Source organism: Micromonospora sp. NPDC047074 (genome assembly GCF_040643815.1).
Classification (GTDB): Bacteria; Actinomycetota; Actinomycetes; order Mycobacteriales; family Micromonosporaceae; genus Micromonospora.
The window spans coordinates 1-23794 of sequence record NZ_JBEYVB010000056.1 but is presented as its reverse complement, the minus strand read 5'-3'; the positions used below and the strand labels follow the sequence as shown (position 1 = coordinate 23794).

The 23794-nt window shown below is 74.2% G+C and carries 21 protein-coding genes; 11 read left to right on the top strand and 10 right to left on the bottom strand.

What is annotated here, in order from left to right; translation table 11 throughout:
• The first annotated feature begins 79 nt into the window (after positions 1 to 79).
• Together trpD and ABZ809_RS32740 are read left to right on the top strand one after the other, a co-directional pair.
• Positions 80 to 1126 (top strand): anthranilate phosphoribosyltransferase, encoded by a 1047-nt coding sequence (gene trpD / locus ABZ809_RS32745; protein WP_357566522.1) that lies wholly within the window; start codon positions 80 to 82, stop codon positions 1124 to 1126.
• 291 nt (positions 1127 to 1417) lie between these two features.
• Entirely contained in the window at positions 1418 to 1621 is a 204-nt protein-coding gene (locus tag ABZ809_RS32740) for a hypothetical protein (protein ID WP_357566521.1), read from the top strand.
• 240 nt (positions 1622 to 1861) lie between these two features.
• On the opposite strand, the gene ABZ809_RS32735 is transcribed toward ABZ809_RS32740, so the two are convergent.
• Positions 1862 to 2290, bottom strand: coding sequence for a cytochrome c oxidase subunit 4 (locus ABZ809_RS32735; protein ID WP_357566520.1), 429 nt, complete (start codon positions 2288 to 2290; stop codon positions 1862 to 1864).
• A gap of 10 nt (positions 2291 to 2300) precedes the next feature.
• Positions 2301 to 3272 carry a cytochrome c oxidase subunit II gene (gene coxB, locus ABZ809_RS32730; protein ID WP_357566519.1) on the bottom strand — a complete coding sequence of 324 codons (972 nt, stop codon included), beginning with the start codon at positions 3270 to 3272 and terminating at the stop codon, positions 2301 to 2303.
• A 188-nt stretch (positions 3273 to 3460) separates the two neighbouring features.
• Here coxB and ABZ809_RS32725 point away from each other — a divergent pair, with 188 nt between their 5' ends.
• Positions 3461 to 4612, top strand: coding sequence for an aminotransferase class V-fold PLP-dependent enzyme (locus ABZ809_RS32725; protein ID WP_357566518.1), 1152 nt, complete (start codon positions 3461 to 3463; stop codon positions 4610 to 4612).
• Positions 4609 to 4842: a sulfurtransferase TusA family protein gene (locus ABZ809_RS32720; protein ID WP_357566517.1), complete on the top strand. Its 234-nt coding sequence runs from the start codon at positions 4609 to 4611 to the stop codon at positions 4840 to 4842. The genes ABZ809_RS32725 and ABZ809_RS32720 overlap by 4 nt, the downstream gene beginning before the upstream one ends.
• A 167-nt stretch (positions 4843 to 5009) precedes the next feature.
• Here ABZ809_RS32720 and ABZ809_RS32715 read toward each other — a convergent pair whose 3' ends face one another.
• The 3 genes from ABZ809_RS32715 to ABZ809_RS32705 all read right to left on the bottom strand — a co-directional run bounded on the left by ABZ809_RS32715 (position 5010) and on the right by ABZ809_RS32705 (position 7982).
• On the bottom strand, positions 5010 to 5987 hold the full coding sequence (locus tag ABZ809_RS32715) for a carbohydrate kinase family protein (protein ID WP_357566516.1): 978 nt from the start codon (positions 5985 to 5987) through the stop codon (positions 5010 to 5012).
• Between the two features lie 168 nt (positions 5988 to 6155).
• Positions 6156 to 6524, bottom strand: a complete 369-nt coding sequence (gene erpA, locus ABZ809_RS32710; protein ID WP_013735179.1) for an iron-sulfur cluster insertion protein ErpA — start codon at positions 6522 to 6524, stop codon at positions 6156 to 6158.
• A gap of 321 nt (positions 6525 to 6845) precedes the next feature.
• Complete coding sequence (locus ABZ809_RS32705; RefSeq protein ID WP_357566515.1) at positions 6846 to 7982, bottom strand: glycerate kinase; 1137 nt, start codon at positions 7980 to 7982, stop codon at positions 6846 to 6848.
• 68 nt (positions 7983 to 8050) lie between these two features.
• Between ABZ809_RS32705 and nadA the strand changes: the two genes are divergently transcribed.
• From nadA to ABZ809_RS32690, 3 genes are all read left to right on the top strand, one after another.
• Positions 8051 to 9250, top strand: coding sequence for a quinolinate synthase NadA (gene nadA, locus ABZ809_RS32700; protein ID WP_357566514.1), 1200 nt, complete (start codon positions 8051 to 8053; stop codon positions 9248 to 9250).
• A 135-nt stretch (positions 9251 to 9385) separates the two neighbouring features.
• A complete protein-coding gene (gene murA, locus ABZ809_RS32695; RefSeq protein WP_357566513.1) occupies positions 9386 to 10819 on the top strand; it encodes a UDP-N-acetylglucosamine 1-carboxyvinyltransferase in 1434 nt (477 codons plus the stop codon).
• Positions 10820 to 10892: 73 nt separating this feature from the next.
• The gene (locus ABZ809_RS32690) at positions 10893 to 11501 is read left to right on the top strand and encodes a DUF3043 domain-containing protein (protein ID WP_357566512.1); all 609 of its coding nucleotides are present in this window, start codon (positions 10893 to 10895) and stop codon (positions 11499 to 11501) included.
• Positions 11502 to 11538: 37 nt separating this feature from the next.
• Here ABZ809_RS32690 and ABZ809_RS32685 read toward each other — a convergent pair whose 3' ends face one another.
• The 3 genes from ABZ809_RS32685 to ABZ809_RS32675 are packed head-to-tail and all read right to left on the bottom strand — an operon-like array spanning position 11539 to position 14157.
• Positions 11539 to 12501, bottom strand: coding sequence for an ATP-binding cassette domain-containing protein (locus tag ABZ809_RS32685; RefSeq protein ID WP_357566511.1), 963 nt, complete (start codon positions 12499 to 12501; stop codon positions 11539 to 11541).
• Positions 12498 to 13313 carry an ABC-2 family transporter protein gene (locus ABZ809_RS32680; RefSeq protein WP_357566510.1) on the bottom strand — a complete coding sequence of 272 codons (816 nt, stop codon included), beginning with the start codon at positions 13311 to 13313 and terminating at the stop codon, positions 12498 to 12500. Before ABZ809_RS32680 ends, ABZ809_RS32685 begins: the two co-directional genes overlap by 4 nt.
• The gene (locus tag ABZ809_RS32675) at positions 13306 to 14157 is read right to left on the bottom strand and encodes an ABC-2 family transporter protein (RefSeq protein WP_357566509.1); all 852 of its coding nucleotides are present in this window, start codon (positions 14155 to 14157) and stop codon (positions 13306 to 13308) included. The genes ABZ809_RS32680 and ABZ809_RS32675 overlap by 8 nt, the downstream gene beginning before the upstream one ends.
• A 4156-nt stretch (positions 14158 to 18313) precedes the next feature.
• Between ABZ809_RS32675 and ABZ809_RS32670 the strand changes: the two genes are divergently transcribed.
• Together ABZ809_RS32670 and ABZ809_RS32665 are read left to right on the top strand one after the other, a co-directional pair.
• Entirely contained in the window at positions 18314 to 20107 is a 1794-nt protein-coding gene (locus ABZ809_RS32670) for a WG repeat-containing protein (protein ID WP_357566508.1), read from the top strand.
• Positions 20108 to 20165: 58 nt separating this feature from the next.
• The gene (locus ABZ809_RS32665; protein WP_357566507.1) at positions 20166 to 21164 is read left to right on the top strand and encodes an aldo/keto reductase family protein; all 999 of its coding nucleotides are present in this window, start codon (positions 20166 to 20168) and stop codon (positions 21162 to 21164) included.
• Positions 21165 to 21284: 120 nt separating this feature from the next.
• Here ABZ809_RS32665 and ABZ809_RS32660 read toward each other — a convergent pair whose 3' ends face one another.
• Together ABZ809_RS32660 and ABZ809_RS32655 are read right to left on the bottom strand one after the other, a co-directional pair.
• Positions 21285 to 22082, bottom strand: a complete 798-nt coding sequence (locus ABZ809_RS32660) for a site-2 protease family protein (RefSeq protein ID WP_357566506.1) — start codon at positions 22080 to 22082, stop codon at positions 21285 to 21287.
• On the bottom strand, positions 22082 to 22282 hold the full coding sequence (locus tag ABZ809_RS32655; RefSeq protein WP_357566505.1) for a hypothetical protein: 201 nt from the start codon (positions 22280 to 22282) through the stop codon (positions 22082 to 22084). Before ABZ809_RS32655 ends, ABZ809_RS32660 begins: the two co-directional genes overlap by 1 nt.
• Positions 22283 to 22572: 290 nt before the next feature.
• Between ABZ809_RS32655 and ABZ809_RS32650 the strand changes: the two genes are divergently transcribed.
• Positions 22573 to 22773, top strand: coding sequence for a hypothetical protein (locus tag ABZ809_RS32650; RefSeq protein WP_357566504.1), 201 nt, complete (start codon positions 22573 to 22575; stop codon positions 22771 to 22773).
• A gap of 50 nt (positions 22774 to 22823) precedes the next feature.
• A partial coding sequence (locus ABZ809_RS32645; protein WP_357566503.1) for a serine/threonine-protein kinase occupies positions 22824 to 23794 on the top strand: 971 nt, incomplete at its 3' end.

Here is a 23794-nt window from a genome sequence, read left to right as displayed (position 1 = left end):
CGCTCCGGCCCACCTCGGCGCCGGACGGACCGGCGCCGGTTCCATCCCACCCGCATCTCGCACGCTCGGGAGTCCCGCCATGGGCGATCGGACCTGGCCGCACCTGCTCAACGCGCTGCTGCGCGGCGAGGAGCTTCCCACCACCGACACCGCGTGGGCGATGAGCGAGATCATGGCCGGCTCGGCCGCCCCGGCGCAGATGGCGGGCTTCGTGGTCGCCCTGCGCGCCAAGGGCGAGACCTCGGCCGAGTTGGCCGGGCTGGTGGAGACGATGCTCGGCCGGGCGGTCCCGGTCGAGCTGCCCGACGCGCTGCGCGACACCGCCCTCGACGTGGTCGGCACGGGTGGTGACCTCGCGCACACGGTCAACATCTCCACCATGGCCTCGCTGGTGGTGGCCGGCGCCGGTGTCCGTGTGGTCAAGCACGGCAACCGGGCGGCCTCCTCCTCGTGCGGCACCGCCGACGTGCTGGAGTTCCTCGGGCTGCCGCTCGACCTGGGCCCCGAGGCGGTGGCCCGGTGCGTCGCGGAGGCCGGCATCGGGTTCTGCTTCGCGGCCCGGTTCCATCCGGGGATGCGGCACACCGGCCCGGTTCGCCGGGAGCTGGGCGTGCCCACCGTGTTCAACTTCCTCGGCCCGCTGACCAACCCGGCGCGGCCCCGGGCCGCGGCCGTCGGCTGTTTCGACCGCCGGATGGCCCCCGTCATGGCCGGCGTCTTCGCCGCCCGGGGCGACTCGGTGCTGGTGATGCGCGGCGAGGACGGGCTGGACGAGTTCACCACCGCCGCGCCCACCCGGGTCTGGGCGGCCCAGGGCGGCACCGTACGGGAGACGGTGCTGGACGCGACCGACCTGGGGGTGCCCCGGGCCACCCTGGCCGACCTGCGGGGCGGCGACGCCGCCTACAACGCCGACGTGGTCCGCCGGCTGCTGGCCGGCGAGACCGGCCCGGTACGCGACGCCGTCCTGGTCAACGCGGCGGCGGCGCTCGCCACCCAGGGCCCGCTCGACGGCGATCTCACCGCCGCGCTGCGGGCCGGCATGGACCGGGCGGCCGAATCCGTCGACTCCGGGGCTGCCGCCGGCGTCCTCGACCGCTGGATCGAGGTCGCGCGCGCCCTCTGACCCGGTCATGGCCGCCCGTACTGAGCGGCCTGCTCCGGGTTGGCCCCGGGTGCGCGCCGGCCGGCTGAGGTGCCGGGTGCCGGCGGGTGCCGGGTCCCGACGGGTGCCTGGTCCCGACGGGTGCCTGGTCCCGACGGGTGCCGGGTGCCGGGTGCCGGGTGCCGGCAATGTTGTCGGACCCCCGTGGGAAACTACAGCTGAGTAATTCCCACATCTGCCCTGCGCCGGCACCGACGGCACTTCGCCGGCAGCGATCGGCTGGCCGCGGGGCCGGAGCGAGAGGAGACGCCCGTGTCGGAGCGCGAGCTCTACTGCGACACCTGCGGGGGCGTCGTGCCGTTCGAGACGCCGCCCTGCGCCGACGGCCACGGTGCCGACTGCCCCGAGCTGGCCTGCACGGGCTGCGGCACGGCCGTGCTCATCGCCACGGTCCCGTTCCGCCCCGCACGCCTGGCCGCCCGGCGCCGCCCGCCGGCCCACCGCCACGCCGCCTGATCCGGCGCCCAGGCCCGCACCTCACCGCCGCCGGGCACGCCGGGTCAGGTGCCGATTCAGTCACCACGCCCGCCCGGGCCGGATCGGTCAGGTTCCGATCCGGCGCCACGTCCTCCTGGATTGCGCGCCCGGGCCGTGGCCGGGGCATCCGCGCCGCCGCCGGGTCCCGTCACGGTGAAGGCCCGCCTCCCTGAGGGAGGCGGGCCTTCTTGCCGTTCGCGACCCGGGTGACCGCCGGGATCAGTGCTCGGCGGTGCGCCGGGTGCCGCTGTAGTACTCGAAGAGCAGGCCGCAGACGGAGAAGAGCACCGCCACCAGGCCGAGGCCCAGCAGCCAGAACTGCCAGAACGCCAGGCCGAAACCGGAGAGCCCGACCGCCAGCGCCAGACCGAACGGCCAGTAGCTGCCCGGGCTGAAGAAGCCGATCTCGCCCGCGCCGTCGGCGATCTCGCCGTCCGGCCGGTCCTCCGGCCGCAGGTCGATGCGGCGGGACACGAACCAGAAGAAGCCGCCGCACATCGTGCAGAGCAGGAAGCTCAGCAGCAGAGCGACCGTGCCGATCCACTCGACGTGGCCGCCGGAGTCGGCGGCGGTCCACCCGCCGTAGAGGAAGGTGGCGAAGAGCAGGAACCCGGCGATGGCCAGGAAGATGCGCCACTCGGTCTTCATGCCCGATCCCTCAGTTTCCCGGGTTGGCCGGCGCGTTGTCCGGGTTGAAGTTGGCGTCGGTGCGACGGGTCTCGAACGGCCGCGTGGTCGTCGCGTACGGCTCCTCGCCGATGGCCGTCAGCGCCTCCTGGGTGGAGCGCCCGTCCCGCTTGGCAGCCAGGAACTGGTCGTACTTCTCCGGGGAGACGACCCGCAGCTCGAAGTTCATGAACGCGTGGTAGCTGCCGCACAGCTCGGCGCAGCGGCCGACGTAGGCACCCTCGGCCTCCAGCTTGGAGACCTCGAACACGTTGCGGATCTTGCCCGGCATGACGTCCCGCTTGAACAGCAGCTCCGGCACCCAGAAGGAGTGGATGACGTCGCGGCTGGTCTCCTCGAACCGGATGGACCGGTCGGTCGGCAGCACCAGGATCGGGATGACCTCGCTGGTGCCGAGCACCGAGGCCACCGTGTTGGCGTCCTGGCCCTGGCCGTCGCGGTAGTTGAACTGCCAGTTCCACTTGAACGCGACCACCTCGACCGTGACGTCGGGGTTCTTGGTCGTCCGCACCACGTCGGTCTGCACGATCGCCGTGTAGTAGAAGAGCACGGAGACGATCAGGATCGGCGCGATGGTGTAGAGGAACTCCATCGGCATGTTGTAACGGGTCTGCACCGGCAGCTCGTTGCCCCGCTTGCGGTAGCGCACGACGCACCAGAAGATCAGGCCCCACACGAAGACGCCGACCGCGAGTGCCGCGATGCACGAGGCGATCCACAGGTCGTACATCCGGCGCGACTCGGGCGTGATGCCGCCCTGCGGCCAACCGAATCCGCCGAACGCCGCGCCGACGTCGCAGCCCGTGAGCAGGACCAGCAGCGCCGCTCCGCCGAGACCGAGCCCGGCGATCCGCCCGGCACCGCGGCCCCGGCGCCCACCGGCTCCTCGGGACACGCCGTGCCGTACGGCCGACGGCCGTACCTCCGAACTCCTTGCGACCACCTGGTCCTGCCTCCCTAGCGCGCCGCGGTGCTTGTCCCTGCCCTCCGCCTGCGGAGCGACAGCACCAGCGGCAAAGGCGTCACCGACGGTCGCAGATTACTCGACCATGACGGGCTGGACCGTCTTGGGGTCGCTGTCCGCCCCCATCGGGGGGATCTTGGGCATACCGGCGCGATACGTTGGCTCCCGTGAGCGCATCCCCGGTCTACCTGGACTCGGCCACCGCCGCGCCCCTGCACCCGGTCGCCCGGCAGGCGCTGCTGGCCGCCCTCGACGACGGCTGGGCCGACCCCGGCCGGCTCTACACACAGGCCCGCCGCGCCCGCCAACTGCTCGACGCCGCCCGCGAGGCCACCGCGCAGACCCTCGGCGTCCGCGCCGACGAACTCTCCTTCACCCCCAGCGGTACGACGGCAGCCCACTCCGCCGTGCTGGGCGGACTGGCCGGCCGGCGGCGGGTCGGTCCCGCGCTGGTGCACTCCGCGATCGAACACTCGGCGGTGCTGCACGCCGCCGAGCGGCACGTGGCGGCGGGCGGCACGGCGACCTCCGTGCCGGTGGACCGGCTGGGCCGCCTCGACCTGGCCGGCTGGGCGGCGGCGGTCCGGACGCCGGGGGTGGCGCTGGCCGCGCTGATCGCCGCCAGCCACGAGGTCGGCACGCTACAGCCGGTGACCGAGGCCGTGCGCGAGTGCGCCGAGGCCGGGGTGCCGCTGTACGTGGACGCCGCCCAGGTGGTGGGCAGGGCGCCCGTGCCCGCGGGCTGGTCGGTGCTGAGCGCCAGCGCGCACAAGTGGGGCGGGCCGCCCGGGCTGGGGGTGCTGGTGGTACGCAAGGGCACCCGGTGGGAGTCGCCCTGGCCGGCCGACGAGCGGGAGGCGGGGCGTACCCCCGGGACGCTCAACCTGCCGGCGGTGGTCGCGGCGGCCGCGAGCCTGCGCGCGGTGACGGCCGACGCCGCGGCCGAGGCGGCCCGGCTGACGCCGCTGGTGGCCCGGATCCGGGCCCGGGTGGCGGCGGAGGTGCCCGACGTGGAGGTGGTGGGTGACCCCGACCGACGCCTCCCGCACCTGGTGACCTTCTCCTGCCTCTACGTCGACGGGGAGGCCCTGCTGCACGCGCTGGACCGGCGCGGCTTCGCCGTCTCCTCGGGCTCCTCGTGCACGTCGTCGACCCTGCGACCCTCGCACGTGTTGGAGGCGATGGGGGTGCTCTCACACGGCAACGTGCGGGTCTCGCTGCACCGGGAGACGACCGAGGCCGACGTCGAGCGCTTCCTCGACGAACTGCCCGGCGTCGTGGCGGGGCTGCGCGCCGAGGCGGGGGTGGTGGGGCTGTGACCGCGCCGGCGGAGCTGCTCGACTGCCGTGGCCAGCGCTGCCCGCTGCCGGTGATCGCGGCGGCCCGGCGACTGCCCGAGTTGCCGGTCGGCACGGTGGTACGGGTGCTCGCCGACGACCCGGCCGCCGCGGTGGACATCCCGGCCTGGTGCCGGATGCGCGGCCACGACTTCCTCGGCACGATCACCGGCCCCGACGGCCCCGCCTTCGACATCCGCCGCCGCCACTGACCCCGCCCACCGGAGCACCCCCCGATCTCGCACCCCCTGCCCCCAGCACTCGCGATCTTGCACTTCCTGCCCTGGCAAGTGAGACAAAAGTCGCGAAAGAGGGGCCAGAAGTGCAAGATCGCGAGGCGCGGCGGACCGGGGGCGGGGAGGGCGGGGGGCGGGGGGTGTTACGGCAGTAGGTGCGGTCGGACGTCCTCGGCGGCGGTGTCGCCGTACGACTCGGCCAGGCGCTTGACGAACAGGTCGCGGCGGACCTCGTACTCCTGCGTGCCGACGGTCTCCAGCACCAGCGTGGCGAGCAGGGAGCCGACCTGGGCGGCCCGCTCCAGCCCGAGCCCCCAGGAGAGCGCGGTGAAGAACCCGGCCCGGAAGCCGTCGCCGACTCCCGTCGGGTCGACCGCCCGGGTCTCCCGGGCGATCGGCACGTGGATCGGGTCGAAGTCCCGCCCGGCGATCTCCACCCCGTGCTTGCCCAGCGTGGTGACCCGCACCTTGACCCGGTCGAGCAGCTGCGCGTCGGTCAGCCCGGCCTTGCTCTGCAGCAGCGACTTCTCGTAGTCGTTGGTCATCAGGTACTCGGCGCCCTCGATCAGCGCCACGACGTCCTCGCCCTCCATCCGGGCGAGCTGCTGGGACGGGTCGGCGGCGAACGGGTAGCCCCGCTCCCGGCACTCGGTGGAGTGCCGGAGCATCGCCTCCGGGTCGTTCGCGCCCACCAGGACCATGTCCAGCCCGTCGAGGCGGCGGGCCACCGGCGTCAGCTCGATGTTGCGTGCCTCACTCATCGCCCCGGCATAGAACGAGGCGATCTGGCACATGTCGGTGTCCGTGGTGCAGACGAAGCGGGCGGTGTGCGCCACCTCGCTGACGTGCACCGAGTCGCAGTCGACCCCGTGCCGCTCCAGCCAGGAGCGGTAGTCGGCGAAGTCCGCGCCGACCGCGCCGACCAGGACCGGGCGGAGGCCGAGCTGACCCATGCCGAAGGCGATGTTGGCCGCCACCCCACCGCGCCGCAGCACCAGGTCGTCCACCAGGAAGGAGAGCGAGACCTTGTGCAACTGGTCGGCGAGGAGCTGGTCGGCGAAGCGACCGGGGAAGCTCATCAGGTGGTCGGTGGCGATCGAGCCGGTCACGGCGATCTTCATGGCAACCTCGGGGTCGGGAGCAGGGCGCCGGTCAGCCTACCGGCCCGGTCCCCTCAGGATGACCGCTCGGTCGGCCCCGGGTCATCTTCCCGACGGGCGTTCCGGGCCGGAAAGCCACGGCGGGGCCGCCCCGGAGGACGGCCCCGCCGTGGTCAGCGGAGGGGTGACTCAGCTGAACGAGTCACCGCAGGCGCAGGAGTTGCCCGCGTTGGGGTTGTCGATGGTGAAGCCCTGGGCGTCGATCCGGTCGGCGAAGTCGATGGTGGCGCCGGCCAGGTAGGGGGCGCTCATCCGGTCGACGACGACCTCGACACCGTCGTAGTCGGTGACGACGTCACCGTCGAGCGACCGCTCGTCGAAGAAGAGCTGGTACCGCAGGCCGGAGCAGCCACCCGGCTGCACGGCGACCCGGAGCCGCAGGTCGTCGCGGCCCTCCTGCTCGATCAGGGCCTTGACCTTCTGCGCCGCGACGTCGGTGAGGACGACGGACGTGGGGGCCTTGGCCTCGGTCGACTCGGTCTGCGCTGGCGTGGTCACGTGAAATCTCCCTGCGCGGTTGGGTCCGGACGAACTGGCCAACATCCCGTGTCGCCCAGCCATTCCCGGTGTGGTCCAGATCCGATGGTACGCCGCCAGAGCCGACCCCACCCGTCCGGCGTGACCTGGGCCGCCGTCCGGCGACCCAGGTCACTGGTTCCGCCGCGCCGCCTCCGGCATCGGCCTCGTCGCCGCCCTCGCCGCTTTCGCCGCCCGGTCAAGATCGCACCGTTTCCCGGAAGTAGTGCCCTCAAGTAGACGCGACACCACTATTTCCAGGACCGGGCACGATCTTGCTCCAGTGGCCGGGCGCAGGCGGGGTCAGCGGCTCCACTGCCGGGCGAGCCGGGCACCGAGCGCCTGCAGCCCCTCGGCCGGACGCTCCATCGCGGCGACCAGGCCGCGCTGGTCGCCCCCGAAGTGCTCCACCAGGCTGTACGCGTCCGTCACCCCGGCCGCGCCGGCCTCGCGCCGGCCCGTGCTCACCTGGCCCGCGAGCACCACGCAGGGCAGGCCCCGGTCCCGGGCGGCACCGGCCACCCCGGCCACCACCTTGCCGCGCAGCGACTGGTGGTCGAAGGACCCCTCCCCGGTGATCACCAGGTCGACCGCGTCCAGCATCGTCTCCAGCCCGATCGCGCGGGTGACCAGGCCGATGCCCGACTCGCAGTGCCCACCCAGCGCCAGTACGGCGGCACCCAGCCCGCCGGCCGCGCCACCGCCGGGCAGGGCGCCCAGCCCGCCGGGGCAGCCGGGCAGGTCCCGTTCCAGCACGGCGGCGAAGCGCTCCAGCGCGGCGTCGAGCAGCAGCACGTCGGCCCGGTCGGCACCCTTCTGCGGGCCGAACACGTTGCTCGCCCCGTGCAGCCCGAGCAGCGGGTTGTCCACGTCGGTGGCGGCCACCAGCCGGACGTCGCGCAACCGGGGCGCCCCGTCGAGCGACTCCAGCCCGGCGAGCGCGGCACCGCCGTAGGGCAGCGCGTGACCCGCGCCGTCCAGCGGGGTCACGCCAAGCGCGGTGAGCATCCCCGCGCCGCCGTCGTTGGTGCCCGAGCCGCCCAGCCCGAGCACCACCGTCCGGGCGCCGGCCTCCACGGCGGCGGCGACCAGCACCCCCAGCCCGTACGAGGTGGTGATCTTCGGATCGCGCTCGCCCGCGTCGAGCAGGTGCAGCCCGCACGCCTGGGCGCCCTCCAGCCAGGCGGTCGTCCCGTCGTCGGTGAGCAGGATCTCACCGGCCGTCGGGCGGCCCAGCGGGTCGACGGTCGGCACCGGGATCCGGCGCCCGCCGAGCGCGTCGGCGAGCACGTCGAGGAACCCCGGCCCGCCGTCGGACAGGGGCCGCGCCAGCAGGTCGTCGCCGGGGGCGACCTCCCGCCAGCCAGCGGCCACGGCGTCGGCGACCTGGGGAGCCGGCAGCGTGCCGGCGAACTTGTCCGGGCAGAGCAGCACACGCATGCGGAGCAGTGTGGCAGCACACACCGGCGGAGGCTGCGGTCAGGCCGCACTGTGGGACCATGGGGAGCGTGACTTCGACCTGGGTGGAACCCTCCAGCACCGCGACGGCACTGCTGCTGCTCGGGCGGGGTAGCGACCCCGCCACAGAGCGTGGCGTCGAGTGTCCGGGTGACCTGCCGGCGCCCAGCGACCCGGATCTGGTGGCCCGGGCGACGGCCGCGAAGGCGGCGCTCGGCAGCAGGGTCTTCGTGCTGGGGCACCACTACCAGCGCGACGAGGTGATCCAGTTCGCCGACGTGACCGGCGACTCGTTCAAGCTGGCCCGCGAGGCGGCGGCCCGGCCCGACGCGGAGTACATCGTCTTCTGCGGTGTGCACTTCATGGCCGAGAGCGCCGACATCCTCACCTCGGACACGCAGAAGGTCGTCCTGCCCGATCTGGCCGCCGGCTGCTCGATGGCGGACATGGCGGTGCTCTCGCAGGTCGAGACGGCCTGGGACGTGTTCACCGAGCTGGGCATCGCGGGAGACGTCGTCCCGGTGACGTACATGAACTCCTCGGCGGACATCAAGGGCTTCGTCGGTCGCAACGGCGGTGTGGTCTGCACCTCGTCGAACGCCAAGCGGGCGCTGGACTGGGCGTACCAGCAGGGGTCGAAGGTGTTCTTCCTGCCCGACCAGCACCTGGGCCGCAACACGGCGGTGCTGGAGATGGGCTTCTCGCTGGACGACTGTGTCCTCTACGACCCGCACAAGCCGAACGGCGGGCTCACCCCGGAGCAGCTGCGTGACGCGCGGATGATCCTGTGGCGCGGGCACTGCTCGGTGCACGGCCGGTTCACCCTCGACAGCGTCAACGACGTGCGGGAGCGGGTGCCGGGCGTGAACGTGCTGGTCCACCCCGAGTGCCGGCACGAGGTGGTCACCGCCGCCGACTTCGTCGGCTCGACGGAGTACATCATCAAGGCGATCGAGGCGGCCCCGGCCGGCTCGGCCTGGGCGGTCGGCACCGAGCTGAACCTGGTCCGCCGGCTCGCCCTGGCCCACCCCGACAAGCAGATCATGTTCCTGGACAAGGCGGTCTGCTACTGCTCGACGATGAACCGGATCGACCTGCCGCACCTGGTGTGGGCGCTGGAGGAGCTGGTGGCGGGCCGGGTGGTCAACCAGATCACCGTCGACCCCGACACCGCGCACCACGCCCGGGTGGCACTGGACCAGATGCTCGCCCTGCCCGGGGCCGACACTCCGCCGCCGGCAGCGACGTGATCACTGTCGGTAGCGTCACTGGTACGGAAATGGGTCCGATCACCGTTTAGTGCCCTCCGGGGCGATGTGCCCGGGTCCAGGTTCGTCACCGAGCGCTATGCTGCCGGTGCGACGACTCACGCGGGCCGTTTCGACATGGCCGCATTCCGGGTAGCGATGACAATCGTGAGCCCCACCCCTCAACACGGCAGCACCGACGCGCTGGAGGTTGCGTTGACCGACGACGTCCTGGTCGTACACGGCGGCACTCCGCTTGAAGGGCGGATCCGCGTGCGCGGCGCGAAGAATCTGGTCTCGAAGGCGATGGTCGCCGCGCTGCTGGGCGACAGTCCGAGCCGGTTGTTCGACGTGCCGAACATCCGCGACGTCGAGGTGGTCCGTGGCCTGCTCGGCCTGCACGGGGTGAAGGTCAGCGACGGCCAGGAGGACGGCGAGCTCGTCTTCGACCCGGCGAACGTCGAGAGCGCCAGCACGGACCAGATCAACGTGCACGCCGGCTCCAGCCGGATCCCGATCCTGTTCTGCGGGCCGCTGCTGCACCGCCTCGGGCACGCCTTCATCCCCGACCTGGGCGGCTGCCACATCGGGCCGCGCCCGATCGACTTCCACCTCCAGGCGCTGCGGGAGTTCGGGGCGACGGTCGACAAGACCCCGGAGGGGCTGCACCTGTCGGCGCCCAACGGGCTGCACGGCACCAAGTTCGCCCTGCCGTACCCGAGCGTGGGCGCGACCGAGCAGGTGCTGCTGACGGCCGTGATGGCCGAGGGCGTCACCGAGCTGCGCAACGCGGCGGTGGAGCCGGAGATCATCGACCTGATCTGCGTCCTGCAGAAGATGGGCGCGATCATCAAGGTGCACACCGACCGGGTCATCGAGATCCAGGGCGTGCCGAAGCTGCACGGCTACACCCACCGGCCGATCCCGGACCGGATCGAGGCGGCGAGCTGGGCGGCGGCGGCGCTGGCCACCCGGGGCCACGTCGAGGTGCTCGGCGCGCAGCAGGCCGACATGATGACCTTCCTGAACATCTTCCGCTCGGTCGGCGGCGAGTACGAGGTCACCGACGCCCGGCCGCCGAAGCTGGGCGACCCGGGCCAGGAGGGCGGCATCCGGTTCTGGCACCCGGGCGGCGAGCTGAAGTCGGTGGCCCTGGAGACCGACGTGCACCCCGGCTTCATGACCGACTGGCAGCAGCCCCTGGTGGTGGCGCTCACCCAGGCCCGGGGCCTGTCCATCGTCCACGAGACGGTCTACGAGCAGCGGCTGGGCTACACCGAGGCGCTGAACTCGATGGGCGCGAACATCCAGGTCTACCGGGACTGCCTGGGCGGCACCCCGTGCCGGTTCGGCCGGCGCAACTTCAAGCACTCCGCGGTGATCGCGGGGCCGAGCAAGCTGCACGCCGCCGACCTGGTCATCCCCGACCTGCGGGCCGGCTTCAGCCACCTGATCGCCGCGCTGGCCGCCGAGGGCACCTCCCGGGTCTACGGTGTGGACCTGATCAACCGGGGCTACGAGGACTTCGAGGCGAAGCTCGCCGATCTTGGCGCGCACGTCGAGCGTCCGTAACGTCCGCCACTCCCGTCCGCGCCCGGTGCACCGCGATGTGCACCGGGCGCCGTCGTTTGGCTACCCTTTCCGCGTGCCGTCGCTGTTTCGCCGCAAGTCCACCGACCTCGTCGACGAGGCCGTCACCCCGGTGACCCCCGACGAGGAGTCCACGACCGCCCAGCCGAGGGGTCACACCCCGAGCAAGAAGGAGCTGGGCAAGGTCACCCCGAAGCGGCCGACCGCGGGCCGCCGGCCGGCCGGCGCCACCAAGCCGCTGACCAAGGAGGAGCAGCGGGAGCGCAGGCGCGAGCTGCGCGCCGAGGCGGCGTCGGAGTTCCGGCGCGAGGGCGGCCCCCGCGACCGCGGCCCGGAGCGGCTGCTGGCCCGCAACGTGGTCGACTCCCGGCGTACGGTCGGCACCTGGTTCTTCGGCGGGGCGCTGATCGTGCTGATCGGCTCGAACGCCGCCATGCCCCCGATCGTCCGCCTGGTCTCCAACCTCCTCTGGGGCGCACTCGCCCTGGGTGTGGTGGTCGACTCGGTGCTGATCTCGCGCAAGATCCGCAAGCTGGTCCGGGAGCGCTACCCGAACACCGGGCAGCGGATGGGCTCGCTCTACCTCTACGCCATCATGCGGTCGATCACGTTCCGCCGGATGCGCGCCCCCGAGCCCCGGGTGAACATCGGCGACCCGGTCTGAGCCCGCCCGACGCCGCCCCCGCCCAGCGTGGGCGGCGTCAGCGGCTGCCGTAGAGCCGCGCCACCACGTCCTCGATGTCCGGTTCGACGATCGAGACGTCCCGCAGCGTGCCGAGCCCTGCCAGGGCAGCCACCACCTCGGCCACCGTCGCCGACTCCAGCGCGAAGACCAGCCGGTGCCCGTCGGCCTCCTGCCGGTGCAGCGGCGCGCCGGGCAGCACCGGCGGCTCGGGCAGCGGTGCGTCCAGGTCGGCCACGAGCAGGCGGCGTGACCCGTACCGCTCGTGCAGCGCGGCGATCGAGCCGTCGTGCACCACCCGCCCGTGGTCGACCACCACCAGGCGCCGGCAGAGCCGCTCGATGTCGGCCAGGTCGTGCGTGGTGAGGACCAGCGTCGTGTCCCCGGCCCGGCCCAGCTCGCCGAGGAAGCCGCGGACGGCCTGCTTGCTGACCACGTCGAGCCCGATGGTGGGCTCGTCGAGGAAGAGCACCTCCGGGCCGTGCAGCAGCGCGGCGGTCAGCTCGCCGCGCATCCGCTGCCCGAGGGAGAGCTGCCGGACCGGGATGTCCAGGAAGGGGTCCAGGTCGAGCAGGCTCCGGCAGCGGCGCAGCCGGGCGGCGTGCGCGGCGGCCGGCACCCGGTAGACGTGCCGCAGCAACGCGAACGACTCGCCCAGCGGCAGATCCCACCAGAGCTGTGAGCGCTGGCCGAAGACCACGCCGACGCGCAGCGCGAGCCGGGTGCGCTGGGCCACCGGGCGCAGGCCGCAGACGCGTACCTCGCCCGTGGAGGGCGTCAGCACGCCCGTGAACATCTTGAGGGTCGTCGACTTCCCGGCGCCGTTGGGCCCGATGTAGCCGAGCATCTCCCCCCGGGGCACCCGCAGGTCGATGCCGTCGACGGCGGTGACCCGCCGCTTCTCCCGCCGCAGCCGGCCGGCCCGCACCCGGACGGTGAACTCCTTGCGCAGCCCTTCGGCCACGATCACGTCGTCGCTCATGACCCCGTACTCCGGTAGTGGCGGATCCCGGTGCGCCAGGCCGCCGCGGCTCCGGCGGCGGCGACCAGCGCGACGGCCGGCGCGGCCCAGCCGACCCAGGCCGGCAGGCCGAGCGGGTCGGCGCGGCCGAGCAGCGCCAGCGCCGGGTGGTAGCTGACGAAGGCGAAGCCGAGGCCGTACGCGAACACCGCGCGGAACCAGCCCTCGAAGACGGTGACCGGGTACGAGGTGAAGTCCCGGCCGCCGTAGGTGACGGAGTTGGCGAGCTGGCCCGCGTCGACCCACCAGAACGAGACGGTGGCGGTCGCCACGAAGACCGAGCCGAAGAAGACCACGCCGGCCAGCGGGGCGAGGACCACCAGCAGCACCCGTCCCGGGGTCCACTCGACGCCGGCCGAGCCGACCGCGACGACCAGCACGGCGAGCCCGAAGACCGCGCGGGACACCTTGCGCAGCGGCAGGTCCATGAGCAGCAGCTGCGGCAGGGCCCCGAGCGGGCGGAGCAGCACGGCGTCGAGGAGCCCGGTGCGCACGTACCGGGGCAGCCGCTCGATGTTTCCCACCAGCAGGTCGGCGACGGCGAACGCGCACGTCGAGAGGCCGACGACCACCAGCGTCTCGCGGAGCGTGAAGCCGCCCAGCTCCCTGGTGACCCCGTAGATGACCAGGACGGTGAGCACGTCGACGACGGTGGCCCCGACGTTGCCGACCAGGTCGACCACGAACGAGGTGCGGTACGCCGTCTGGGCGCGCGCCTGCGCGCCGAGCAGCGCCCGGTAGGCGGCCAGGGTGCCACCGGACGCGTCAGCCACCCTGCACCACCAGCCGGCGTTCCGCGCGGCGCTGCACCAGCCGGCAGGCGGCCAGGATCAGCACCGTCCAGGCGAGCTGGAGGCCGACCAGCGCGGCCTGGGTGCCGGTCGGATCCCGCTCGACCAGCACGTCGAGCGGGGTCTGGAGCAGGCTCGGGAAGGGGGTGCCCAGCCACAGGACGAGCTGGAGCGGCTCCGGCAGGAAGCGCAGCGGGAAGGAGAGCCCGGCGAGCACGCCCGAGGCGACGGTCCAGAGGATCATGGGACCCCGGACGTCGTGCAACCAGTACGCGGTCGCGTTGACCAGGAACCGGCAACCGAAGCAGAGGACCACGGCGGCCACGGCGGAGATCGCGAAGAGCGGCAGGGTGGACCAGCGCCGGGGCAGGTACACCTCGAAGAAGAGCGGCCCGACCAGCACCGGTGGGAGGAAACGGACCAGCGCGGCGTGGCCGGCGCGCCCCAGGTCGGCGGCGAGGTAGCTGGTCACGGGGTGGACCGGCCGGAGCAGGTCGCTGGCGATGTCGCCGGTGCGGATCCGGTCGGCCAGCTCGGTCCAGCCCCACAGCAGGACGACCGTCAGCAGGCCCTGACCCGCCCAGACGAAGGTGGCGAGTTGGCTCCGGTCGTACCCGGCCGCCGTGCCGGCGGCACCGGCGACCGCGAGCAGGACGTAGCACCGCAGGAAGCCGAAGACGGTGTTTGTCACGAGGCCCGCCACCGTCGCCTGCCGGTACGTGGCGTAACGCCGGAAGCCTGATCCGGTTATAGACTTAAATGTCCGGAACCATGGGATAACGTTTAGGGTGGTGGGCGGCACCACAGTGGCGGTGAGCGAGCCCACGCCGCTACCCTCCTTCCGCAGCCGTACCGTGCCGGAGCGGGCGACTCTACCGGCACGTGGGGCGCCCAGCGCGACACAATTTGCAACGAGGTGACATCGCCGTGAGCGAGCGGACGCGAACCGGCCACCGGGGCGCCGCCGCGCACGGGCGGAGGCGGACCGGCCACCCGTGCGCGCCCGCGCACCGGCGGCGCGCCGCAGCCGTTCCGCGTACCCTCCGTGTCGGCAGGTCCACCGGATGAGCCGTTACGCCGACCGCTGGCACGACCCCGCCGAGCCGGCCTGGATGGTCCAGCCGACCAACGAGTGGGACCCGCAGTTCCCGGGGCAGCGCTACCCGGGCGACTTCGGTCTCCGGCACGCGCCACCGGTCGCGTCCCGGGGCCGCGCGGCCGTCGGCCGGGCCGAGGTGCCTCCGCTCGCACCGACCCGCCCCGACGGGACCTACACCGGCCGCTCGTGGAACGACGAACCCGACGGCTGGCCCGGGCGGCACGACGGATGGCCCGACCGGCCGGAGGCCCCCGACGCGCGGTGGCACGACGACGAGCCGTACCGCCACCCGCACGCCGAGCCGAACCGGCAGGACGACCGGCAGTGGCCGCCCCGGCAGGACGCGCCGCACCGCAACGCCCGGGGCGGATACGACACTCCCGGCCGCCCCGTCGACTCCCCCCGGCAGCGTGAGCACATCGGCCACGACCGCTACGACACCCGCGCGCCCCGCTACGAGCCGACCGGGCGGAACCGCCCCGTCTCCCCGGCCGCCGAGCCGGGCTGGCTCCCCGAGTCGGACGAGGACCGGACGCCCCGCCGGGCAACGTCGTACGAACGCCCGGACCCCGGCCACGACCATCGCGCCGAGCACGGGCCTGACCGGCGGTCTGAGCATGGCCCTGACCGGCGGGTCGAGCACGGTCACGACCGTCGTCGGGCCGAGCACGGGCCTGACCGTCGGGCCGAGCACGGCCGTGACCGTCGGGAGCCCGGTCCTGACCGCCCGGCGGCCGGCCACGACCGCCGGCCGGAGACTGCCGACGACCACCAGGTGGGTGGGAGCGCGCCCCGGACCCGTTACCAGTGGGCGGCCCCGGCTTCGGAGCCCCGCCCCTCCGGAGGGCAGTGGGAACGGTCCCCCGACGGGCAGTGGGAACGCCGTCCCGGCGGGCAGTGGGAACGGGTCACCAACGGCCCCGGGGAATGGTCGGCCACGGGGCCCTCCGACCCCCAGTGGGAACGGTCCGCCGACGGACGGGAGCGGAGCGCGGGCGGGTGGGGCCGCGAGCGGGGCGTACCCGCCGAGGGATGGCAACGGCCCGACCGGCCCGCTGGGCAGCAGCCGCACCCCGACGGGCAACGGCGACAGCCGGAGCAGGACGAGCGCCGGCGGGCACGCGAGGCGGCGGCGCGGGCCGAGACGTACCCGGATCGGGGTCCACGCGAGGCCACCCGGCCGGACCCCCGTCGGGAGGCCGAGGCGTTCCGGGAGTCCCAGGGGCACCCGCAGCCGAACGGCGGCCTGCCCTGGCCGCCACCGGGACCGGTGCGCCCGGATCTCGACCGGGAATCGGCGCGGCGCGCCGAGCCGCAGCCCGAGCGGCCACGCGACGCCCGGACGGCATCGCGCCCGGGCGCCACGGCTCCGGTCTCGCCGGCGCCGGTGTCGCCCGCGCCCGTCTCGCCGGCGCCGGTGTCGCCCGCACCCGTCTCGCCCATGCCGGTCTCGTCCATGCCGGTCTCGCCCGCGGCCCCGGCCGTCAGCCACCCGGTGCCGCCCGCGAGCCCGGCCACCACACAGCCGATGCCGCCCGCGAGCCCGGCCACCACACAGCCGATGCCGCCCGCGAGCCCGGCCACCACACAGCCGATGCCGCCGACGAATCGGATGGGCGGCCCGCAGCCACCGCCGCCCGGCGCCGACCGGCCGGTCTCCCCCGGCCCCGTCGCGGCCCGCCCGGAGACGCCACACCCCGCCGCCGAGGACGCCACCACCCCGGTCTCGTCGCCCCCCGCCGCCCGGCTGCGCCTGGAGTTCCTGCCCGCACCGGAGGCCACCGCAGACAGGTTGCCCGGGGTGGAACCGGCACGGCCCGGACAGGCCCCGCCGGCCCACCCGGACGAACCACAGTCCGCGCCCGAACGCAGGGACGTCGGCCCCTCGGCAGGGCACGGCGTGCCGGCGCCGGCCATCGCACCTGACGCTTCCCGGCGGTACGTCCCGCCACCGCCGAGCGACCCGCCGACCCCGATGCCTCCGGAGCCACCCGAACCGGACGGGGCGGACGCCTGGTTCCGTCCCTCCCGGCCTGCGGCACCTCAACCCGTGCCGGACGAGCCGGATTCCGGCAGCCACGCCGATGTCACTCGGAGCGACACCCCGGCGCCAAGCACCGTCCCGGTTCCAAGCAACCTGTCGGTGCCGAACGCCACGCCGGCCGTTGGCTTCGATGCGCCACCGAAGCCCACGGTCGACGGCCCCGTGCCGGCCGAAGCGGCTGTCGACGACCTCATACGGCCGGCCGAGGCAGACCCGACCACACCCGCACCGGACTCGCCGGCCAGTCCAGCGGTGCCCGGACCGGCCCGGTCCGCGGCTCCCGTATCCGCCGTCCCCGCACCAGTGTCCGGTCCATTCGCCGACCAGGGCTCCACCACCCCTGCATCGACGGCTCCTGCGCCTACCGCTCCGGCGCCGTCCACCGGACAGATGGAGCCCGCGGCGGCCCCGCGCCCGCTCGCCACCGCGCCGCCCGCGCAGCCGGTCTCCGCACCGCCCGCGCCGCAGGTCGCCACACCGCCCATCGCCGCGTCGCCGGTCTCCGCACCGCCTGGCTCCGCACCTCCAGCCTCCGCACCGCCTGTCTCCGCACCGCCTGTCTCCGCACCTCCTGCCTCCGTGCCACCCGTGCCGCCAGCCATGCCCGCCGAACCCGGCCTGACCGCGCCCCACCCGGTCTCCGCACCACCCGCCCGACCGGTGATGGCACCGGCGTCCGGCCCACCCGTGATGGCACCGGCGGCCGGCCCGCCCGTGATGGCACCGGCGGCCGGCCCGCCCGTGGTCGCACCGGCGGTCAGCCCGGTGTCCGGGCCGCCAGCGGGGCCCGCTCTGACGTACCCGGCGGTGCCTGCCGGCTCTGCGACGGACCTGGCAGATGTGGCGGAGGCGACGGACGCGGCGGAAGGCGCGGCACGAATCGGATCGGCACCCGCCGCACCGACGCCCGACGCCCCGGGATTCGGCGCTCCCGCACCCGACGCCCCGGGCACGCTCGCGCCCGGTGACGACGCGCAGGTGCCGGGCGACCCGATCACGCTCACGCCCGGTGACGACGCGCAGGTGCCGGGCGACCCGATCACGCTCACCCCCGGTGACAGCGCGCAGGCGCCGGGCGACCCGGAGACGGGCGGCCCAGAGGCGGGCGCTCCGGCACCGCGTGCCCTCGACACAGGCTCTCCGGCGCCGCAGGCCATGGACCCAGCCTCGCTTGCCGCCACCGACCTGCCCACTCCGCACGTGGGTGACGCAGACGCCCGGGAGCAGCCGGCAGGCGCCCCGCAGACCTCGACCGCCGGTGCGGACGACCACGCTCCCGGCCCCGTGCGAGGGTCGGTCGACGGCGGGCCGGACAGGCAGGCGGGGCCGGACAGGCAGGCGGGGCCGGACAGGCAGGCGGGGCCAGCCGACCGGACAGCATCGGCCGGTGGAACACCATGGCTGTCACCGAGGGCTTTTGACACCCATGGTGTTCCACTCGACGCGGTCGACGCGCGCCCGGTGTCCACGCCGCCCGGCGGAACGACCGCATCGCCCGACAGCATGACCGCACCGCCGCCCTACGGCACAAGTGCAGCGCCCGACGGAACGACGGCGCCGCCGTACGGTACGGCGGCACCGACGCCGGTATCGACATCGGCGGCCGCTCCTGGCGCCGGCCCGTCGGCAGAGCCGTCGGAGTCGACCTGGGCCGGTTCCGTCGCCACGCCGTCGACCGGAACCGGGGAGCCGGTCCCGACGACGCCGGCGGCGCGCCCCGTCTCCGCACCGCCGGCCCAGCCCGTCCCCACCCGGCCCGTAGCACCCACCGCACCGCCCGACCAGCCGATCTCCGCACCACCCGTCACCGCACCAGCCGTCATCGCACCACCCGTCGCCGTGCCGTCCGTCGCCGCACCACCCGTCGCCGCACCACCCGTCGCCGCACCACCCGTCGCCGTGCCGTCCGTCGCCGTGCCGGCGCTGCCGGCGCAGGACGCGTCCGCCCCTACCGCATCCCGGGACGAACCGGTCGCCGCACCGGCCACCGCCCCGCCATCGGCACGGCCGGTGTCCGCACCGCCCGCCGCCGTGCCGTCCGACCGGCAGGCCGCCATACCGTCCGCACCGCCCGCCGCCGTGCCGTCCGACCGGCAGGCCGCCATACCGTCCGACCGGCAGGCCGCCATACCGTCCGACCGGCAGGCCGCCATACCGTCCGACCGGCAGGCCGCCGTGCCGTCCGACGGGCAGGTGGCGCCGGTGGCGGTCGAACGGCCCGTGTCGCCGTCCGCCCACGAGGCGGGTGCTGCCGGGCGGCGGGACACGCCGGTGGTCGAGCCACGGGACACCACGCCGGTGGTCGGGGCGCGGGACGCGGGTCGGCCGAGCGTCGCGCAGGGCGATCCGGAGCAGGTGCTGGCGGGCTACCGCTGGCGGCTCGATCCGGCGACCCTGCGGGAGGTGGTGGAGGAGCCGGACGAGTTCCGGACGGTCCGACGGCGGCTCACCGAGAAGCTGGGAGCGGCCGTCGACAACCGGTCGCGCGCCCGGCTGCTCAGCCTGCGGGCGGTGGTCTCCCGGATCCTCGGCGAGTTGGACGACGCGCTCGCCGACGGCCGGCTCGCGCTCACCTACGCCGAGGCCACCGGGGAGTTGCGGCGGACGGCGGTGGCCCAGGCACGGCTGGCGCACGTGTTGCGCTGGCGGGGTGAGTTCGCCGAGGCCGACCGGCTCTTCGCCGAGGCCAACTCCAGTGAGCTGCCCGATCGGCTGCGCGCGGCGCTGCACGAGCACGCCGGGCGGTCCTGCTACGACCAGGGTCGGCTGATGGAGGCCTGTCACCACTTCGAGCGGGCCCTCGACCTGCGCGGCGACGGGGACGCCGAGTTGCAGGCGCGGATCCGGTTGAGCCTGGACGCCGTGGCGGAACGGGTCGCGAAGACGGGCTTCGGGCCGTACCCCCGGGGTGTGGACGAGGTGCTGGAGCGCGACCGGCCCCCGGCGCCGGCCCGCGACGGCGACCTGTGGGGTTTCTCCGACCCGGACGGCGACATGGTCATTCCGGCGGAGTACGCCGAGGCGCAGGCGTTCCGGGACGGGCTGGCCTGGGTGCGGCGGCCGGCGACCGAGCGGTGGTCGCTGGTCGACCTCACCGGCGCCACGGTGCTCGAACCGGCGTACCCGGTGGTCCGCTCGTTCTCCGACGGGCTGGCGTGGGTGTCGCACGGCGGCGACACCGGCTGGGTGGCGATCGACGCGACCGGCGAGGTGGTCGTGCCGCACGGATTCGCGGACGTCCGGCCGTTCCGGCGCGGCGTCGCCGTGGTCCGCCGGGAGGGCTGGGGCGCGGTCGACCGCAACGGCCGGATCGTGGTGCCCACCCGGCACCACGGGTTCGCCACCGTCCTGGCCGACGGCCGGTACGTGGAGGGCTTCACCGACGAGGGGCTGGCCGTGGTGGACGTGGCCGGCCGGTACGGCGTGCTGGACCGGGCCGGAAAGGTGCTGGTCCCGCCCGTGCATCCGGAGCTGGTCATCCATCCGGTCGCGTTCCTGGTCGGCGACGGCACCGGCCGGTGGGGCGCGCTCGACCGCCGGGGCGATCCGCTGATCGAGCCGGTGCACCTCGACCGCGACGAGGTCGTGGCCGAGATCGAGCGGCTCCTGGTCGACACCAGCCCCGTGCTCTGAGCGACACCGGGCACGGCCACGGGGGGTGGTCATGATCCGAACGGGCTAGGGTCGGTTCATGGAATTCCGTCACCTGGGCCGTTCCGGCCTGATGGTCAGCGAGATCTCGTACGGCAACTGGATCACCCACGGCTCGCAGGTCGAGGAGGACGCGGCGTTCGCCTGCGTCCGGGCCGCCCTGGACGCGGGCATCACCACCTTCGACACGGCCGACGTGTACGCCGCCACCCGCGCCGAGGACGTGCTGGGCCGCGCGCTGGAGGGCGAACGGCGCGAGGGCCTGGAGATCTTCACCAAGGTGTACTGGCCCACCGGGCCGGGCCGCAACGACCGGGGCCTGTCCCGCAAGCACATCATGGAGTCGATCAACGGCTCGCTGCGCCGGCTGCGTACCGACTACGTGGATCTCTACCAGGCCCACCGGTACGACCACAGCACGCCGCTGGAGGAGACGATGGAGGCGTTCGCCGACGTCGTGCACTCCGGCAAGGCGCTCTACATCGGTGTCTCCGAGTGGAAGGCGTCGGAGATCCGCGAGGCCCACCAGCTCGCCCGGGAGCTGCACATCCCGCTGGTCTCCAACCAGCCCCAGTACTCGCTGCTCTGGCGGGTCATCGAGTCCGAGGTCGTCCCCACCAGCGAGGAACTGGGCGTCGGGCAGATCGTCTGGTCGCCGATCGCGCAGGGCGTACTGTCGGGCAAGTACCTGCCCGGCCAGCCGCCGCCGGCCGGTTCCCGCGCCACGGACGAGAAGTCGGGCGCGGGCTTCATCTCCCGGTTCATGACCGACGAGGTCCTGACCCGGGTGCAGCGGCTCAAGCCCCTGGCCGAGCAGGCCGGGCTGAGCATGGCGCAGCTCGCCGTCGCCTGGGTGTTGCAGAACCCGAACGTCTCCTCGGCGATCGTCGGCGCCTCCCGGCCGGAGCAGGTGCACGACAACGTCAAGGCGGCCGGCGTGAAGCTCGACGCCGGGCTGCTGAAGGCGATCGACGAGATCGTCGACCCGATCGTGGAACGCGACCCGGCCCGGACCGAGTCCCCCGCCGAGCGTCCCTGACGCCCCCGGCCCGGCCGGCCCCACCCGGCCGGCCGGGCCGGACAGCGCCACACGACAGCCCGACAACGCCGGTACGGCGGCCGGACAGCGCCACCATCAACCGGCCGGCGGGCAGGCCCGTCAGCCCTGCCAGAAGCGGATCAGGTCGAGGCCCTGGGCGTAGAGCCACGGCGGTAGGCCGAGGACGTCGCCGACGGTGAAGACCGCGTCGAAGAACCAGCCGTTGATCCGGGGGTTCCACAGCAACGCGAACAGCAGGATGAAGCCGAACGGGGCGAACAGGTCGTACATTTTGCGCCACTGCGCGTTCAGCCACGGCTGGATCATGTTGCCGCCGTCGAGGCCGGGCACCGGGAGCAGGTTGAGCGCGCTCGCCGTGAGCTGGAGGAACGCCAGCAGCGCCACGGCCGCCCAGAACTCGACCCGGCCGCCGCCGGCCGCACCTAGGCGTACGGCGAGCACCAGCACCAGCGTGAACAGCACGTTGGTGGCCGGGCCGGCGAGGCTGACCAGGGTGTGCCGCAGCCGCCCCGGGATGGCGTGCCGGTCCACCCAGACCGCCCCGCCGGGCAGGCCGATGCCGCCGAGCAGCACGACCACCACCGGCAGCGCGATCGACAGCAGCGGGTGGCTGTACTTCAGTGGGTTCAGCGTCAGGTAGCCCCGGTGGGCGACACTGCGGTCGCCGGCCCGGTACGCCACGACCGCGTGGGCGTACTCGTGCAGGCAGAGCGACACGAGCCAGCCGGACACGACGAAGAGGAACACGTCGAACCGGACGTTGCCGAACCCGTTCCAGGTCAGGACGCCACTGGTCACGAAGAGCGCGACGAGGGCGAGGAAGACCGGGCTGGGCCGGAACGCCGCCCGGGGCACGCCGAGCACCAACGGCTCACGGCCCGGGCGGTCGCCGGCCATCACTCCGCCGGGGGCAGCAGGCTCATCCGGTACTCCACCCGGTCGTCCTCGACGAGCGCGACCGAGGTGACGCCGGACGCCGCGAGCTCACGCCAGATCTGGCCGATCCAGGACTCGGCGTCCGCCTGGCTGCCGAACGACTCCGCCGGCCCCTCGGCCGCCTCGCCCTTCGCGCCCTCGTACCGCCAGCTCCACGCCATGCCGCGTCTCCCCTCGCCGCTGATGTCCCGTGGGACGAACCCCCGCCAGCGTAGTCGGCCGAGCGCGGAGCGGCCCGACATCCGGGTGGCGGATGCGGACCGGCCGGGCGGCGCGGGGTTCCCCGGCTCCTGGCCGGGTAAGGGCCTCCCGACACGTGTGACCGGGACGCACGTGTGACCGGGACGCACGTGTGACCGGGACGCACGTGTGACCGGGACGCACGTCTGACCGGGACGCACGGGTGACCGGGACGGTCGCAGGCCGTCGACGAGGTCAGGAGGAGGCGACGATGGACGAACCGCTGCACGACAGGGACACCGAGGCGCTGCGGGCGATAGCGGTCCGCGGCGGCATCGTGGGGGCCGAGCACATGGAACGGCAGGACCTGCTGGACGCCCTCATCGCACGGCCCGGCGAGGGCGCCTGGCAGGAGGACCCGAAACCGGCGGCGGTCAACCCCAACGACTTCCAGTACCGGGCACCCCGCTAGGCCGCCGGCCAGCCGGTCCGCCGTGCCCACCCGACCGGTACGGTGTCGCGGTGCTTACTCGTGGCGTGGTGCTGAGCGACCGCTACCGGCTGGACGACCGGGTGGCCACCGGGGGCATGGGCGCGGTCTGGCGGTGCACCGACGTCATGCTCGAACGCGAGGTGGCGGTGAAGGTGCTGCTGCCGGCGTTGAGCGCGGACCCCGAGTTCACCGCCCGGTTCCGGGCGGAGGCCCGGATGCTGGCGGCGCTGCGCCACCCGGGCGTGGTCGCGGTGCACGACGTCGGCCGGTCCGTCCTCGCCGACGGCAGCCAGGTCGACTACCTGGTCATGGAGTACGTCGACGGCCAGCCGCTGAGCACATGGCTGCGGCGTGCGGGGCGGCTCGACCCGGCGTCGACGATGTCGGTGGTGGCGCAGGCCGCCGAGGCGTTGCACACCGCCCACCTGGCCGGCATCGTGCACCGGGACGTGAAGCCGGGCAACCTGCTGGTGAAGTCCGACGGCCGGGTGGTGCTCGTCGACTTCGGCATCGCCCGCTCGGGCACCACGGCGGGCATCACCGCCGCCAACGTGATGCTCGGCACCGCGTCGTACATGTCGCCGGAGCAGGCCGCGAACCAGCCGGTCTCCGCGGCGACGGACGTCTACGCGCTGGGCGCGGTGGCGTACTTCTGCCTGGCCGGCCAGCCGCCGTTCGACGGGGACAACCCGCTCCAGGTGGCGTTGCGGCACCTCCAGGAGGAGCCGCCGCCGCTGCCCCCGGGCATCCCACCGGCGGTGGCCGCGGTGGTGGAGCGGGCGATGGAGAAGCGGCCCGACGACCGGTTCCCGGACGCGGCGGCGCTGGCCGACGCCGCGGTCGGGGCCCGCGACGCGACCCTGGCCGTGGTCCCGGAATCCGCCCGTCCGCCGTGGGCCGTCGCACGACCTGCACCTCGACCGGGTCGAGCGGCAGTTGGCCGAGCTGGAGGAGCGCGGCGGCGTCGGTGGTCGCGGTGCCGACCCCCGGGACGCCGACC

Bases quoted from the DNA above. Each gene is read 5' to 3' on its own strand.
- ABZ809_RS32685 (WP_357566511.1), bottom strand. From the start codon at position 12,501: ATGAGCGACGACGTGATCGTGGCCGAAGGGCTGCGCAAGGAGTTCACC.
- ABZ809_RS32715 (WP_357566516.1), bottom strand. From the start codon at position 5,987: ATGAAGATCGCCGTGACCGGCTCGATCGCCACCGACCACCTGATGAGC.
- ABZ809_RS32705 (WP_357566515.1), bottom strand. From the start codon at position 7,982: ATGCGTGTGCTGCTCTGCCCGGACAAGTTCGCCGGCACGCTGCCGGCT.
- trpD (WP_357566522.1), top strand. From the start codon at position 80: ATGGGCGATCGGACCTGGCCGCACCTGCTCAACGCGCTGCTGCGCGGC.
- ABZ809_RS32660 (WP_357566506.1), bottom strand. From the start codon at position 22,082: ATGGCCGGCGACCGCCCGGGCCGTGAGCCGTTGGTGCTCGGCGTGCCC.
- murA (WP_357566513.1), top strand. From the start codon at position 9,386: ATGGCCGCATTCCGGGTAGCGATGACAATCGTGAGCCCCACCCCTCAA.
- ABZ809_RS32735 (WP_357566520.1), bottom strand. From the start codon at position 2,290: ATGAAGACCGAGTGGCGCATCTTCCTGGCCATCGCCGGGTTCCTGCTC.
- ABZ809_RS32655 (WP_357566505.1), bottom strand. From the start codon at position 22,282: ATGGCGTGGAGCTGGCGGTACGAGGGCGCGAAGGGCGAGGCGGCCGAG.
- ABZ809_RS32650 (WP_357566504.1), top strand. From the start codon at position 22,573: ATGGACGAACCGCTGCACGACAGGGACACCGAGGCGCTGCGGGCGATA.
- ABZ809_RS32665 (WP_357566507.1), top strand. From the start codon at position 20,166: ATGGAATTCCGTCACCTGGGCCGTTCCGGCCTGATGGTCAGCGAGATC.